Raw genomic sequence first — 15,481 nt, 5'->3', positions numbered from 1 at the left:
TGGCCGCCTGCGGCGGTTCGCGGGCAAGCCCGGCTCCCACCGTTGACTGCACTCCTTCAGCAGGCTGCATTCCTTCAGTGGAAATGCAGTCAAGTGTGTGAGCTGGCTTGCCTACGATTGGCCAGTCGGCTGAAGGGTGAGTCGCCGCAAGAGGCAGCATTGGCTGGGCATCGGTTGGCGAGCCGGGTTATCCAGGTGCCGGGGGCACTGATTCCGAAGTAGCGAGTACATGGCCGCCTGCGGCGGTTCGCGGGCAAGCCCGGCTCCCACCGTTGACTGCACTCCTTCAGCAGGCTGCATTCCTTCAGCAGGCTGCATTCTTGAGTTGAAATGCGGTCAAGTGTGGGAGCTGGCTTGCCTGCGATAGCGGTCTCAAGCCAAACACTTAATCCCGGTAAAACACCTGCACCAGGTGATAGCCAAACTTGCTCTTGATCGGCCCATGCACCACCTTCACCGGCTTCTTGAAAATCACCGCGTCAATCGCCCCGACCATCTGCCCTGGCCGCACTTCACCCAAATCACCGCCGCGCTTGCCGGACGGGCAGGTCGAGTATTTCTTGGCCAGCACATCAAACGCTTCGCCCTTGGCGATACGCTGCTTGAGCTGTTCGGCTTCTTCACTGGTTTTCACCAGGATGTGACGGGCTTGGGCTTTCATGTTGTTACCTGGCAACGGTCAAACGTAAGGGCGCGCGATTATGCCTGAACTCATTCATCGACGCTGATCATGCTGCGGATTTTGGTCGCCAGCAGCTCAACCGAGAATGGCTTGGCCACCATGTCCATGCCGTCCTCCAGGAAGCCCTGGCGCTCGGCGGCTTTTTCGGCGTAACCGGTCATGAACAACACGCGCAGGCCGGGCCGGTGCTGGCGGGCGATTTCTGCCAATTGGCGGCCGTTCATGCCCGGCAGGCCGACGTCGGTCACCAGCAGGTCTACGCGCAAATCCGACTCCAGCAGCGGCAGTGCCGTGCGTGAATCCGCCGCCTGGTGGGCGGTGTAGCCCAGTTCAGCCAGCACATTGACCACCAGCATGCGCACCGCGGGGTCATCCTCGACGACGACCACCGCTTCACCGGCCAGTGCCAGCGGCGCTTCACTCAGGTGCTGCGGCAGGTTGCTTTCCAGCGCGGTGCCATGCAGGCGCGGCAGGTACAGGCGCACGCAGGTGCCCTGGCCGGGTTCACTTTGAATGGTTACGTGGCCACCCGATTGCTGGGCAAACCCGTAGATCATCGACAGCCCCAGGCCGGTGCCCTGGCCGATAGGCTTGGTGGTGAAGAACGGGTCGAAGGCCTTGGCCAGAATCTTCGGCGCCATGCCGGTGCCGTTGTCACTCACGCCGAGCATCACGTAGTCGCCGGCCTTGACCGGCTCGAGGGTGGTGATGTCGGTGCCGTCCAGGTAGCTGTTGGCGGTTTCAATCATCAATTCGCCGCCGTCGGGCATTGCGTCGCGCGCGTTGATCACCAGGTTCAGCAGGGCGTTTTCCAACTGGCTGGCATCGGTATTCACCGGCCAGATGTCCTTGCCCAGCTGCACCTTGAGTGAGATATGCGCGCCTTTGGTGCGGCGGAACAAGTCTTCCAGCGACGCCACCAGCGTGTTCGGGTCCAGCGGGCGGCGGTCGAGCGACTGGCGCCGGGAGAACGCCAGCAGCCGGTGGGTGAGGGCGGCCGCACGGTGAGCGGAGGAGACCGCCGCGTCGGTAAACCGGCCGATTTCATCACTGCGCCCGGCGGCGATGTAGCGCTGCATCAGGTCCAGGCTGCCGATAATCCCGGTGAGCATGTTGTTGAAGTCATGGGCGATGCCGCCAGTGAGCTGACCCACCGCTTCCATCTTCTGCGCATGGCGCAGCGCATCCTCGGCGCGCTCGCGTTCGAACATCTCGTTTTGCAGGCGCTGGTTGGCCTCGGCCAGCGCCTGGGTACGCTGGGCTACGCGTTCTTCGAGGTTCTCGTTGAGGTGGCGCAGGGCTTCTTCGGTGAGTTTGCGTTCGGTCTCGTCGATCACGAAGATGTAAAAGCCATTCACCGAGCCGTCATTGCTAAAGCGCGGCAAGTACTTCATCAGTGCATGGCGCGGTCGGCCGTCGTGGTGGGGCGTCACGGTCATGAAGCTGCACGCCTTGCCCTTGAGCGCGGCCGCGATCTTGTCTTCGCGCCCGGCATACACCTCATCGCCGAGCACTTCGCGGATGCTCTTGCCGTACAACTCCTGGGGCGTCATGCCGTACCAGTCGAGGTAAGCGCTGTTGTTCAGGCGAAAACGTTGTTCGTGGTCGACGTAACCGATCAGCACCGGCATGGCGTTGATGATCAACTGCAGTTCGGTCTGGCTTTGGCGCAGGGCCTGCTCGGTGTGTTTGCGCTCGGTCAGGTCCAGCGCTGCGCCTAAAAAGCGTGCCGGGCGGCCTTGATGATCCTTGTAACAGCGCCCGCGCGCGAACACCCAGCGCACCTGGCCGTCGGCTTGCAGCAGGCGGTATTCCTCGGCGTACTCGGTGCCGAAGGTGATGCAATGCTTGATGCTGCGCGCCACCATGCCACGGTCTTCGGGGTGTACGCCTTGCAGGTAGTCGCTGATGGGCAGCAGGCCGGCGTCACTCGGGTCGACGCCGTGCAGGTGGGCGAAGTGGGCATCGGCAATAAAGCGGTCTTCGCCGATGTCCCAGTCCCAGGTGCCGACCGCATCCGTTGCCGCCAGCGCCAGTTGCAGGCGTTGCTCGGTGCTGTGCTGGGCCTTGAGGCTGTCTTCGGAGCGCTGCTGCAGCTCGAGGGCTTTGCTGCGCCGTTCGTTGGTTTCGATGGCGGTGACCAGGATACCGGCCACCGTCCCGCTTTCATCGCGGACCGGGCTGTAGGTCAGGTCGAGCCAGATCTCGGTATCGCGGTGGTTGCGTTGCAGCACAAAGCGTTGCTCGCTGAACGTGCGCACTTGGCCGCTCAGCACGGCGTCGTAGACAGGCGCGGTGAAGCTGGCCAATTCCGGCCAGGACTCATGCGCCGGCTGGCCCAACGCGCCAGGGTGCTTGTTGCCCGCAAGCCGCGCAAAGCCGTCGTTGTAAAGCTGCGTGAGCAGGGGGCCCCACAGCAGCAGCATTGGCATCGGTGAGTGGACCACGATGTCGACCGCTGTGCGTAGACTTTGCGGCCAGTCGTTGGCCTCACCGAGGGGGCTTTGCGCCCAGTCCAGCCGCGCAATCAATGCAGCGGCTTCGCTACCGGTGGATGTTCCATTCATGAAAAAGCCCTACACCTGACACTTTGAAGTACAACAAAAGCCGATTATCCCGCGAGATGGGAGCGGCTGACTACCCCTCGAAAAATAGCATGCATTGGGACTTTGTCTTCAATTGAGTGCTTTTGCGCTGAAACCTTTCATCATTCGGCCAGCTCAGGGCGCTGGCGAAACTGCTCCAGCGCTTGCGGATTCGCCAGGGCGTCGGTGTTCTTCACCGGCTCACCGTGCACCACATTGCGCACCGCCAACTCGACAATCTTGCCGCTGATGGTGCGCGGAATATCGGTGACGGCGAGGATCTTCGCCGGCACGTGGCGCGGCGTGGTGTTGGCGCGAATCACCTGGCGAATCTGCTGCTCCAGGGCCTGATCCAGCTCGATACCATCTGTAAGGCGCACGAACAGCACCACGCGCACATCATCCTGCCAGCGTTGGCCGATGGCCAGGCTTTCCAGCACCTGCGGGACTTTTTCCACCTGGCGATAAATCTCCGCCGTGCCGATGCGCACGCCACCGGGGTTGAGCACCGCGTCGGAGCGGCCGTGAATCAGCCAGCTGCCAGTCGGGCATTGCTCGGCGTAGTCGCCCTGGGCCCACACGCCGGGAAACTGGCTGAAGTACGAGGCGCGCAGTTTGTGCTGCTGCGGGTCGTTCCACAGGCCAATCGGCATGGCCGGAAAGTGCCGGGTGCACACCAGTTCGCCTTTTTCGCCGATCACCGCTTTGCCCTGCTCGTTCCATACTTCGATGGCCATCGCCAGGCTCTTGCACTGCATCTGCCCGCGACGTACCGGCAGCACCGGGTTGCCGATCACAAAGCAGGAGACGATATCGGTGCCGCCGGACATCGACGACAGGCACAGCTCCCGCTTGATCTGGCGGTACACGTAGTCGTAGCTCTGCGGCGACAGCGGCGAGCCCGTCGAGATCAGGCCTTTGAGGCTGTTCAGCGAGTGGCTCAGGCGCGGCTGCGCGCCGGCTTTTTCCAGGGTGGCGAGGAATTTGGGGCTGGTGCCGAACACGCTGATTTTCTCGGCGTCGATCAGGTCGATCAAGCGTTCCGGTCCGGGGTGAAACGGTGAGCCGTCGTACAGCACCGCCGTGGCACCGAGGGCCAGCACCGACACCAGCCAATTCCACATCATCCAGCCGCAGGTGGTGTAGTAGAACAGGCAATCTTCGCGCGACAGGTCGGCGTGCAGGCCGTGTTCCTTGAGGTGGGTGAGCAGCACGCCGCCGGTGCCGTGGATGATGCATTTGGGCACGCCGGTGGTGCCGCTGGAATAAAGGATGTACAGCGGGTGATCGAACGGCACCGCGACAAATTCAGGCTCGCCGCCGGGGGTGTAGAAGTCATCCCACAGCGCCACCCTGGCCTGGGTCTGATAGTCTGCGACGCGCGCTTGAGGCCGCGCGTAAGGCACGATAATCAATTGTTCGAGAGACGGCAGGCGCGCGAGGATTTCATTCAGTTTGGCCGTTTGGTCGATGCCCTTGCCGGCGTAGCGATACCCCGCGCAGGTGATCAACACCTTGGGTTCGATCTGACCAAAACGGTCGATCACGCCTTGGGTGCCGAAGTCCGGCGATGAGCATGACCAGATCGCGCCGAGGCTGGTGGTGGCGAGCATGCCCACCAGGGTTTGCCAGGTGTTGGGCATGCACGCGGCCACGCGGTCGCCCACGCCGACACCGGCCGCGCGCAGGCTGTGTTGCAGGCCGGCGACGTGTTCGGCCACTTCGGCGTAGGTCAGTTGTTCGCGCTGGCCATCCTCGCTGATCGCGACCACCGCCGGGTGATCGTCGCGACGGCGCAGCAGGTGTTCGGCAAAGTTCAGGGTGGCGCCGGGAAACCACTGGGCGCTGGGCATCTGAGTGCCTTCGATCAGCGTCGCGGTGGGCGGGCTGCGAAACTGCACGTCGAAGAACGCGACGATGGCCTGCCAGAAGTCGGGACGCTGGTCGATGCTCCACTGGTGCAGGGCGGGGTAGTCGGCCAGCTGCAGGCTGTGGCGTTGATTGATGAAGCGCCGGAACTGGTCCATCCGCGTGTTGCGGATGCGCTCGGGGGAGGGTTGCCAGAGGATGTCGGACATGAGGAAGTCTCTTGTTCTTGTACAAATCTTGCAGCCAACACAGGTCGAAACTGTGGGGGCAGGCTTGCCTGCGCCCACATTCGATCTCAGTGTCTGTTTTTATTGGGCCAGCCAGCCGCCGTCGATGTTCCACGCGGCACCGCGCACCTGGGCACCCGCCTCACTGCACAAAAACAGCACCAACTCACCCAGCTGCGGCGGCGTCACAAACGCCAGCGATGGCTGTTTTTCCGCGAGCAAGTCGTGCTGCGCCTGTTGCGGGTCCACGCCTTTGGCTGCGCGGTCATCAATCTGCTGTTGCACCAACGGCGTCAGCACCCAGCCTGGGCAGATGGCGTTGCAGGTGACGTTGCTGGTGGCGGTCTCCAGGCCCACCACCTTGGTCAGGCCGATCACGCCGTGCTTGGCCGCCACATAGGCCGCCTTGCCCACCGAGCCGACCAGGCCATGCACCGAGGCAATGTTGACGATGCGCCCCCAACCCTTGGCTTTCATGCCCGGCAAGCTCAAGCGGGTGCTGTGGAACACCGACGACAGGTTGATCGCGATAATCGCGTCCCAACGCTCGGCCGGGAAGTCCTCCACCGCCGACACATGCTGAATGCCGGCGTTGTTGACCAGAATGTCGACGCCGCCGAACTCGCGCTCGGCGTAGGCGATCATGTCGGCGATCTGCGCCGGGTCGCTGACGTCCGCCGGGTGATGGCCGACCTTGCCGCCCAATGCCTGAACCTGGGCGATCACCGCGCTGGCGTCGCCGAAGCCGTTGAGGATCAGGTTGGCGCCGGCCTCTGCCAGGCTCAGCGCGATGCCCAAACCGATGCCGCTGGTGGAGCCGGTAACCAGGGCGGTCTTGCCGTTCAATGTCGTCATGAAAACCTCACACAATGCCGGTGGCGTAGAAAGTACCGATCACCACGAACACCGCAAGGGTCTTGATAATCGTGATGCCGAAAATGTCTTTGTAGGCTTCGCGGTGCGTCAGCCCGGTCACCGCCAGCAGCGTGATCACCGCGCCGTTGTGGGGCAGGGTGTCCATGCCGCCGCTGGCCATGGCCGCGACCCGGTGCAGCACTTCAAGGGGGATATTGGCCGCATGGGCCGCCGAAATAAAGCTCTCGGACATCGCTGCCAGGGCGATGCTCATGCCGCCCGACGCAGAACCGGTGATGCCGGCCAGCAGGGTTACGGTGATCGCCTCGTTGACCAGCGGGTTGGGAATGCCCTTGAGCCAGTCCGCCAGCACCAGAAAGCCCGGCAGCGAGGCGATCACCGCGCCAAAACCGTATTCCGACGCGGTGTTCATCGCCGCCAGCAGCGCGCCGCTGACCGCGCTTTTGCTGCCTTCGGCGAGCTTGCTTTTGATCGCCGACCAGCCGAACACCAGCACCATGACGATGCCCACCAGCAACGCCGCCTGCACGGCCCAGATCGCGGTGAGCTTGGCGATCTCGGTGGTCACCGGCGCGCTCATGCCCGGCAGACTGAGGCTGTGGGTCTTGCCGTACCACTGCGGAATCCAGTGGGTGAACAGCAAGTTCATCACGCCCACCAGCAGCAGCGGCGACAGCGCGATCCATGGGTTGGGCAGCGCCAGGTTGTCCGCGGTTTCCGGCTCGTTGCGCAGCTCGGTGCCATAGCCTTCGCCGGCACGCTGGGCCTTGTTGCGCTGGCGCGCCAGGTAGAGCATGCCGGTGCAGAACACGAACACCGTGCCGATCAGGCCCAGCCACGGCGCGGCCCAGGCGGTGGTGTTGAAGAAGGTGCTGGGGATGATGTTCTGGATTTGCGGCGTACCCGGCAGGGCGTCCATGGTGAACGAAAACGCGCCGAGGGCGATGGTCGCCGGAATCAGGCGCTTGGGAATATTGCTCTGGCGAAACATCTCTGCCGCAAACGGGTACACCGCAAACACCACCACAAACAGCGACACGCCACCGTAGGTGAGCAGGGCGCAGACCAGCACAATCACCAGCATCGCCTGGCGCGTGCCGAGCAAACGGATGGCGGCGGCCACAATCGAACGCGAAAAGCCCGACAGCTCGATCAGCTTGCCGAACACCGCGCCGAGCAGGAACACCGGGAAATACAGTTTGATGAAACCGACCATTTTCTCCATGAACACCCCGGTAAACGCGGGAGCGACGGCGGACGGGTCGGTGAGCAGTACGGCGCCGAGGGCGGCGATGGGGGCAAACAGGATCACGCTGTAGCCACGGTAGGCAGCCAGCATCAGCAGCGCGAGGGCTGCCAGGGCAATGATCACACTCATGGTGTGTCTCCAGATCGAATTGTTATTTTTGTGGGGTGAGGCGTTGGAGAGGGGCTATAGCCAGATGTGTGCCAGTTTATTAACTTGTTGAAATATAGGGATATTTTTTGATTTATGATCGGTAATTCTGAAATTAATCTCTATTTAGAGACAGGTGAATACCCAATGTGGGAGCGGGCTTGCTCGCGAAAGCGGCGTATCAGTCGGCGCATGAGTTGCTGAACCACCGATTTGGCGAGCAAGCCCGCTCCCACATCAGGTTGTCTTTATAGTGAGAATCGTGTCTCTTTATTGAGACTGGGCAATGCCGAGCGCCACCATCTTTTTGTACAGCGTCGACCTGCCCAGGCCCAACCGCTTGGCTGCCTCCACGACGTTGCCTTCACACGCCGCCAATGCTGCCTCAATCACCTGCCGATCAAACCGCTCGCGCGCCGCCGCAAACGTCTCGCCCTCGACGGTTGCTACGGCGCCACGCGCCACCGGGCTGAACGTGCCAATCGCGGCGCGAATCTCGTTGGCATCCAACACCAGGTCATCACTCAACAACGCTGCGCGCTCCAGCACATTGCGCAGCTCGCGGATATTCCCCGGCCACGCATGCTGCGCCAGCAACGCCAGGGCCTCGCGGTTCAGTTCATGCTGGCTGCGCAGCTCCTCCAGAATCGCCTCGCTCAACGCCGGGATGTCATCCAGGCGTTCGCGCAACGGCGGCACCTGGATCGGCAGCACATTCAGCCGGTAATACAAATCCGCGCGAAACTCGCCACGCTTGATTGCCGCTTCCAGGTCCATGGACGTGGCCGCAATCACCCGCACATCGCTGTGCAGCATTTCGTTGGAACCTACCGGCTCGTATTCTTTTTCCTGCAGCACCCGCAGCAGTTTGCTTTGCAGCGGCAGGGGCATGTCGCCGATCTCGTCGAGAAACAGTGTGCCGCCCTGGGCAATCTGCAGTTTGCCGGGACGGCCCTTGCGGTCGGCGCCGGTGAAGGCCCCCGGCGCAGTGCCGAAGAATTCGGCTTCAAGCAGATCCGCGGGAATCGCCGCGCTGTTGATGCTGACAAAAGCTTTGTGTGCACGCGGCGAGGCGCCGTGAATCGCCTGGGCCAGCAATTCTTTGCCGGTACCGGTTTCACCCAGCAGCAACACCGGCGACTGCGCATTCGCACTGCGCCGCGCCCGGCGTTTGACGTCCAGGCTGGCCGCGCTGGTGCCGATAAAATGCGCGAAGTTGTATTTGCTCTGCCGCGAGCGCAGCAGCGAGCGGGTGGACGCCAGCTCCTGCTGCATGCTCAGGTAGCGCTCGATCAGTGGCGAAAGGTTGCGCAACTCGTCGAACAGCGCAAAGCCAATCGCGCCGATCACCGCGCCGGCGTCATCGTGAATGGGCAGGCGCATCACCACCAGCGGGCCTTTGGGCGTGTCCTGGATATCCAGCAAAATCGGCTGGTCGTTGCGCACCACCTGGCGGAGCAGGCTATTGGAGATCACCTGCTCGCACGGTTGGCCGATGGCTTCGTCGGCGCGCTTGAGGCCGAAGCGCTTGGCGTAACGCTCGTTCATCCACACGATATTGGCGTCGCGATCGACAATCACCGTGCCTTCGCTGGACTGCTCGATGATTTCGAACAGCGACTGGATGGCCAGGCCGCGAACCTGTTGGTAGTCCTTGAGGCTGTCGCTGATGTTCATATTTATGCCGTCAACACAAATGGAGGGTGGAGTCGCAATGCTGTGGGAGCGGGCTTGCTCGCGAAAAAGCGCTGTAGCAATGCCGCAGGTATTGCCTGACACGCCGCCTTCGCGAGCAAGCCCGCTCCGACAGGGGAGAGCGTGCTCCTACAAGGGGATGTGCGCCGCCGCCAGCAGTTCTTTGGTGTACGGATGCTGCGGCGATTCGAACACGCTATGGCTCGCGCCACGTTCCACCACCTTGCCGTCCTTGACCACAATCATGTCATGGGCCATGGCGCGCACCACGGCCAGGTCATGGCTGATAAACAGGTAGGTCAGGCCGTATTTCTCCTGCAACTCACGCAGCAACGCCACCACCTGCTTTTGCACCGTGCGGTCCAGCGCCGAGGTCGGTTCGTCCAGCAGCATCAGTGCCGGCTTGAGCACCAGCGCGCGGGCGATGGCGATGCGTTGGCGCTGGCCGCCGGAAAACTCGTGGGGGTAGCGGTGGCGGCTGGCGGGGTCGAGGCCCACGTCCTTGAGCACCTGCACCACTTGCGCATCGCGCTCGGCCAAGCTGCACGGCGCGTGCACTTCCAGGCCTTCGCTGATGATCTGCTCAACCGACATACGTGGGCTGAGGCTGCCGTAAGGGTCCTGGAACACCACCTGCATCTGCTTGCGCCACGGGCGCATTTGCTGATTATTCAGCGGGTCGAGCGCTTCACCCTGGAAGCGAATGCTGCCGGTGGAGTCGAGCAGACGCAGGATCGCCTGGCCCAGGGTCGATTTGCCCGAACCCGACTCGCCGACAATTCCCAGGGTCTTGCCGCGCTGCACGCTGAGGCTGATGCCGTCCACCGCGCGCAGGTAGGTCTTGCGCCGAAACAGCCCGCCGCTGAGGGGGAACTGCACCGTCAGGTCATCGACCTGCAACACCGTTTCGCGTTCATCACTGCACAGCGCATCGCCGGCAGGTTCGGCATCCAGCAACAGGCGGCTGTAAGGGTGTTGCGGTGCGTTGAACAGTGTCTGGCAGTCGGCCTGCTCGACAATCTCACCGGCGCGCATCACGCACACGCGCTGGGCAATGCTGCGCACCAGGTTAAGGTCATGGCTGATCAGCAGCAGCGACATGCCCAGGCGTTGTTGCAAGGATTTGAGCAGCAGCAGGATCTTGCGCTGCACGGTCACGTCCAGCGCGGTGGTCGGTTCATCGGCGATCAACAGTTCCGGCTCACACGCCAGGGCCATGGCGATCATGACGCGCTGGCGCTGGCCGCCGGAGAGCTGATGCGGATAGGCCTTGAGGCGCTCCTTGGGCTTCTGGATACCCACCAGCTCGAGCAATTCAAGGATGCGCGCCTGCGCCGCCTTGCCACCCAGGCCCTTGTGCAGCAGCAGGGTTTCGCCGATCTGTTTTTCAATGCTGTGCAGCGGGTTGAGCGAGGTCATCGGCTCCTGGAAGATCATCGCAATGCGGTTGCCGCGCAGCTTTTGCAGGGTCGCCGCCGACGCGCCGATCAGCTCCTGGCCGCGATACTTCACCGAGCCCGTGGTGTGCGTACCGGCTTCGGGCAGCAGTTGCAGGATCGAATGGGCCGTCACCGACTTGCCCGAGCCCGACTCGCCGACCAGCGCCAGGCATTCGCCCTGGCGCACGTCCAGGCACAGGTTGCGCACCACGGTCTGGCCGCTGAAGGCAACACTGAGGTCGCGGATTTCAATGAGGTTCATAGGCAGTCACTCATGAGCGGGGGTCGAAGGCATCACGCAATGCCTCGCCGATAAAGACCAGCAACGACAAGATCAGCGCCAAGGTGAAGAACGCCGTCAGGCCCAGCCAGGGCGCCTGCAGGTTCTGCTTGCCCTGGGCGATCAGTTCGCCCAGCGACGCGCTGCCTGCCGGCATGCCGAACCCGAGGAAATCCAGGGCGCTCAAGGTGGAAATCGCCCCGGTCAAAATAAACGGCAGGTAGCTCAAAGTGGCGGTCATGGCATTGGGCAGGATATGCCGGCGAATGATTTTGCCATCGCCCAGGCCCAGGGCGCGTGCGGCCTTGACGTATTCCAGGTTGCGCCCGCGCAGGAACTCGGCGCGCACGACGTCCACCAGTGCCAGCCAGGAAAACAGCGCCATGATCCCCAGCAGCCACCAGAAATTCGGCTCCACGAACCCTGACAGGATGATCAGCAGGTACAGCACCGGCAGCCCGGACCAGACTTCCAGGACGCGCTGGCCCAGCAAGTCCACCCAGCCGCCGTAATAACCCTGCAAAGCGCCGGCGGCAATGCCGATGGCAGCGCTGATGGCGGTGAGCGCCAACGCGAACAGGATCGACACGCGCGCGCCAAAGATCACCCGCGCCAGCACATCGCGCGACTGATCATCGGTGCCCAGCCAGTTCACCGCCGAGGGCGGGCTGGGGGCAGGGCGGCTCAGCTCGTAATTGGGCGTGTCATCGCTGAACGGGATCGGCGGGAACAGCATCCAGCCGCCGTCCTGCTTGATCAGCTTTTGCACGTAGTCACTGCGGTAGTCGGCCTGGAACGGCAATTGCCCGCCGAACTGCTGCTCGGTGTAACGCTTGAACACCGGGAAATACAGCTCGTTTTTGAAACTGAGCACCAAGGGCTTGTCGTTGGCGATCAGCTCGCCGCCCAGGGTCAGGATAAACAGGCCGATAAACAGCCACAGCGACCACCAGCCACGACGGTTTTTCTTGAAGCGCTCGAAACGCCGACGCGCCACCGGAGACAAATCAAGCATCAGGCGTTCCTCGCGGCGAAGTCGATACGCGGGTCCACCAGGGTGTAGCAGAGGTCACCGATGAGTTTTATCAAGAGGCCAAACAGGGTGAAGATAAACAGCGAGCCGAACACCACCGGGTAGTCACGGGACACGGCGGCTTCATAGCTCATGCGGCCCAGGCCGTCGAGGGAGAAAATCACCTCAATGAGCAGGGAGCCGGCGAAAAACACGCTGATGAACGCCTGGGGAATCCCCGAGATCACCAGCAGCATGGCATTGCGAAATACGTGGCCATACAGCACGCGCCGTTCGCTTAAACCCTTGGCGCGCGCAGTGACCACGTATTGGCGGGTAATTTCATTCAGGAAAGAGTTTTTGGTCAGGATGGTCAGCGTGGCGAACCCGCCGATCACCAGCGCGGTGACCGGCAGCACCAGGTGCCAGAAGTAGTCGGCAATCTTGCCCACGGTGCTCAGCTCTTCGAAATTCTCCGAGACCAGCCCGCGCACCGGGAACCAGTTCAGCGACGTACCGCCGGCGAACACCACAATCAGGAACATCGCAAACAGGAACGCCGGCATTGCGTAACCGATGACGATGGCGGTGCTGCTCCACACGTCAAAACTGCTGCCGTGGCGCACCGCCTTGCGAATTCCCAAGGGGATCGACACCAGGTAGGTGATCAACGTGGCCCACAGGCCGAGGGAAATCGTCACCGGCATCTTTTCCAGGATCAGGTCGATTACCGTCGAGCCGCGAAAGAAGCTGTTGCCGAAGTCCAGCTGCGCATAGTTCTTGAGCATCAGCCACAGGCGTTCCGGGGCGGGCTTGTCGAAGCCGTATTGTTTTTCGATGTCCTTGATCAGTTTCGGGTCCAGGCCGCGGCTGGCGCGGGAGCCGCTGATACTTTCGCCGGAACCGCCGCCGATGCCGCCGCCAATCCCTTGCAAGTGCGCGATGGCCTGTTCAACCGGGCCGCCGGGTGCGGCCTGCACGATGACGAAGTTGACCAGCAGGATGATCACCAGCGTCGGAATGATCAGCAGCAGGCGCCGCACGATATAGGCAAACATCAGCGGGCCCCTCCACGTTTTTTCAACTCGGCGTTCATTTGTTCATTGGTCAGTGGTGTGGGGCTGATTTCCCACCAGGTTTCCAGGGCTTCGTCGTTCTTGGCCTCGATCGCCGGCCGGCCGAAGCGGTTCCACCACGCGGCCGAGGTGCCGGGCGGGTAATAGTTTGGGATCCACAGGTAATTCCATTGCAGCACACGGTCCAGGGCATGGGCGTAGGTGAGCATCTGCGCCTGGGTGGTGGCCTTGACCAGGCCGCTGATCAGCGTGTCGACGGCCGGGTCTTTGAGCACCATGTAGTTATTGGCGCCGGGGTCGTAGGCCGCCTGCGAGCCGAAGTAGTTGTACAGCTCCAGGCCCGGCGAGGTGGTGACCGGGAAGCCCACGACGATCATGTCGTAATCACGGGCCATCATGCGGTTCACATACTGCGAGGAGTCGATGCGGCGGATATTCAGGGTGATGCCGATCTGTGCCAGGTTGCGCTTGTACGGCAACAGCAGGCGTTCCAGGCCGGGCTGGGCATTGAGGAAAGTGAATTCCAGCGGCTCGCCGTCGGCGTTGACCAGCTTGTCACCCTTGGGTTTCCAGCCCGCCGCTTCCAGCAGTGCCAGGGCTTGCAACTGTTTGTCGCGAATCATGCCGCTGCCGTCGGTGACCGGCGCCTTGAACACCTGGGTGAACACCTCAGCGGGCACTTGGTCGCGCAACGGTTCAAGAATGGCCAGTTCTTCCTGGGTTGGCAGCTGGCTGGCGGCCAGCGGGCTGTTGGAAAAATAGCTCTGCTGGCGAATGTACAGGTTGCGCATCATCTGCCGGTTGGCCCATTCAAAATCCCACAGCATCGCCAGGGCCTGGCGCACGCGGCGGTCCTTGAACATCGGCTTCTGCACGTTGAACACATAGCCCTGCGCCGGTTGCGGCATCTCTTTGGCCAGGTGCGCACGTTGCAGGCGGCCGTCGTCCAGCGCCGGGCCGTTGTAGCCGATGGAATAGCCGGTGGCGGAGAACTCACGGTTGAAATCGTAGGCACCGCCGCGCAGCACCTGACGGGCCACTTCGGTATCGCCGAAGTACTCCAGGCTCAGGTGATCGAAGTTGTACAGGCCACGGCTGACGGGCAAGTCCTTGCCCCACCAGTCCGGGTCGCGGGTGAAGGTGATGGTGCTGCCGGAGTCGATCTTGCTGACTTTATACGGGCCGCTGCCGAGCGGGGCTTCGTAGCCGCCGCCGTTGGCGAAGTCGCGGGTTTTCCACCAGTGCTCGGGAAACACCGGCAGGGTGGCGATATCCAGCGGCAGGGTGCGGTTTTCATTGCTGGAGAAATCGAAGCGCACCTGGCGCTCGTTTTCGACTTCGACGTGCTTGACGTCGGCGAACAGGGTGCGAAAGCGCAGGCTGCCCTGGGTCATCAGCAGGTCGAAACTGTAGCGCACGTCTTCGGCGGTGATCGGCTTGCCGTCGGCGAAGCGCGCCTTGGGGTTCAGGTAGAAGCGCAGGGACAGGCCGTCGTCGGCGCGCTCCATCTTCTCGGCGACCAGGCCGTAGACGGTGTAGGGCTCATCCAGGGAGCGCTGGGCCAGCGGGGCGTAGAGCCAGCCGTCGACCTGAGAGACGCCGATGCCTTTGTCGATGTACGGCAGCACATGGTCAAAACGCCCGATCTCGATGGCCGAGCGCCGCAGGCTGCCGCCTTTGGGGGCGTTGGGGTTGGCGTAGTCGAAATGGGTGAAGCCGGCGGGGTACTTGGCCGGTTCGCCGTAGACCGTGAGGTAGGTCTGCGGGGCCGCGATCACAGCGGTGCTGGCCAGCAGCAGGGCCAGGGCGGAGCTGCAGAATTTTATGGAAAAAGCCAATCGCATTGTCAGCCTTGAGCGCCGGGTGAAGAAGAATAGAGATGTGTACGTTATCGGCTTAAGCCTTGCCAGTCATTACATGCACAACGGCCCACCAAAAGGCGGGCCGTTGTTTATAGCATCAGCACAGACTGGATCAGTCCTGGCGGCTGGTGACTTCCAGCAGGTGGTAGCCGAACTGGGTCTTGACCGGGCCTTGCACGGTGTTGACCGGGGCGCTGAAGACGACGGTGTCGAATTCTTTGACCATCTGGCCTGGGCCGAACGAACCGAGGTTACCGCCGTCGCGGCTGGACGGGCAGCTGGAGTTGGCTTTGGCGATTTCTGCGAAATCGGCGCCGCCTTCGATCTGGGCTTTGAGTTCGTTGCACTTGTCTTCAGTGGACACGAGGATGTGACGGGCGGTGGCTTTGGCCATGGGGAATAACTCCTTGAATAAAAAGGGTGAGCGTACCGGATTCAGGCGGTTATTTGTTGGCAAAGTTCCGTTGGGTTTGGGTGGGGGG

At 62.5% G+C, this 15,481-nt stretch carries 11 protein-coding genes and 1 pseudogene; 1 reads left to right on the top strand and 11 read right to left on the bottom strand.

From position 1 onward, the window contains the following. Window positions 1-117: 117 nt before the first annotated feature. A pseudogene (locus AACV02_RS29495) lies at window positions 118-222 on the top strand (sugar kinase); the annotation flags it as partial. Window positions 223-385: 163 nt separating this feature from the next. On the opposite strand, the gene AACV02_RS29490 reads toward AACV02_RS29495, so the two are convergent. The 11 genes from AACV02_RS29490 to AACV02_RS29440 form a co-directional block, all read right to left on the bottom strand. Further along, a complete protein-coding gene (locus AACV02_RS29490) occupies window positions 386-661 on the bottom strand; it encodes a peptidylprolyl isomerase (RefSeq protein WP_003174397.1) in 276 nt (91 codons plus the stop codon). Window positions 662-711: 50 nt separating this feature from the next. Continuing rightward, window positions 712-3,249, bottom strand: coding sequence for a PAS domain-containing protein (locus AACV02_RS29485; RefSeq protein WP_119735362.1), 2,538 nt, complete (start codon window positions 3,247-3,249; stop codon window positions 712-714). Window positions 3,250-3,389: 140 nt separating this feature from the next. Further along, window positions 3,390-5,345: an acetoacetate--CoA ligase gene (locus AACV02_RS29480; RefSeq protein WP_119735361.1), complete on the bottom strand. Its 1,956-nt coding sequence runs from the start codon at window positions 5,343-5,345 to the stop codon at window positions 3,390-3,392. 99 nt (window positions 5,346-5,444) lie between these two features. Then, complete coding sequence (locus tag AACV02_RS29475) at window positions 5,445-6,218, bottom strand: 3-hydroxybutyrate dehydrogenase (RefSeq protein ID WP_119735360.1); 774 nt, start codon at window positions 6,216-6,218, stop codon at window positions 5,445-5,447. A gap of 7 nt (window positions 6,219-6,225) precedes the next feature. Then, window positions 6,226-7,617, bottom strand: a complete 1,392-nt coding sequence (locus AACV02_RS29470) for a GntP family permease (protein ID WP_106580117.1) — start codon at window positions 7,615-7,617, stop codon at window positions 6,226-6,228. A gap of 288 nt (window positions 7,618-7,905) precedes the next feature. Then, window positions 7,906-9,312 carry a sigma-54 interaction domain-containing protein gene (locus AACV02_RS29465; RefSeq protein WP_119735359.1) on the bottom strand — a complete coding sequence of 469 codons (1,407 nt, stop codon included), beginning with the start codon at window positions 9,310-9,312 and terminating at the stop codon, window positions 7,906-7,908. Between the two features lie 147 nt (window positions 9,313-9,459). Further along, on the bottom strand, window positions 9,460-11,031 hold the full coding sequence (locus AACV02_RS29460; RefSeq protein ID WP_119735358.1) for an ABC transporter ATP-binding protein: 1,572 nt from the start codon (window positions 11,029-11,031) through the stop codon (window positions 9,460-9,462). Between the two features lie 10 nt (window positions 11,032-11,041). After that, window positions 11,042-12,064, bottom strand: a complete 1,023-nt coding sequence (locus tag AACV02_RS29455) for an ABC transporter permease (RefSeq protein WP_164487925.1) — start codon at window positions 12,062-12,064, stop codon at window positions 11,042-11,044. Then, complete coding sequence (locus AACV02_RS29450; protein WP_119735357.1) at window positions 12,064-13,119, bottom strand: microcin C ABC transporter permease YejB; 1,056 nt, start codon at window positions 13,117-13,119, stop codon at window positions 12,064-12,066. The genes AACV02_RS29455 and AACV02_RS29450 overlap by 1 nt, the downstream gene beginning before the upstream one ends. Then, window positions 13,119-14,981: an extracellular solute-binding protein gene (locus AACV02_RS29445; RefSeq protein WP_119735356.1), complete on the bottom strand. Its 1,863-nt coding sequence runs from the start codon at window positions 14,979-14,981 to the stop codon at window positions 13,119-13,121. The genes AACV02_RS29450 and AACV02_RS29445 overlap by 1 nt, the downstream gene beginning before the upstream one ends. Before the next feature lie 130 nt (window positions 14,982-15,111). Then, entirely contained in the window at window positions 15,112-15,393 is a 282-nt protein-coding gene (locus AACV02_RS29440) for a peptidylprolyl isomerase (protein ID WP_010210937.1), read from the bottom strand. Between the last annotated feature and the right edge of the window lie 88 nt (window positions 15,394-15,481).

It is taken from the genome of Pseudomonas sp. Larv2_ips, from assembly GCF_963879675.1.
Classification (GTDB): domain Bacteria; phylum Pseudomonadota; class Gammaproteobacteria; order Pseudomonadales; family Pseudomonadaceae; genus Aquipseudomonas.
The sequence above is the reverse complement of the archived record's forward strand: the minus strand, read 5'-3'. Positions and strand labels throughout refer to the sequence as shown.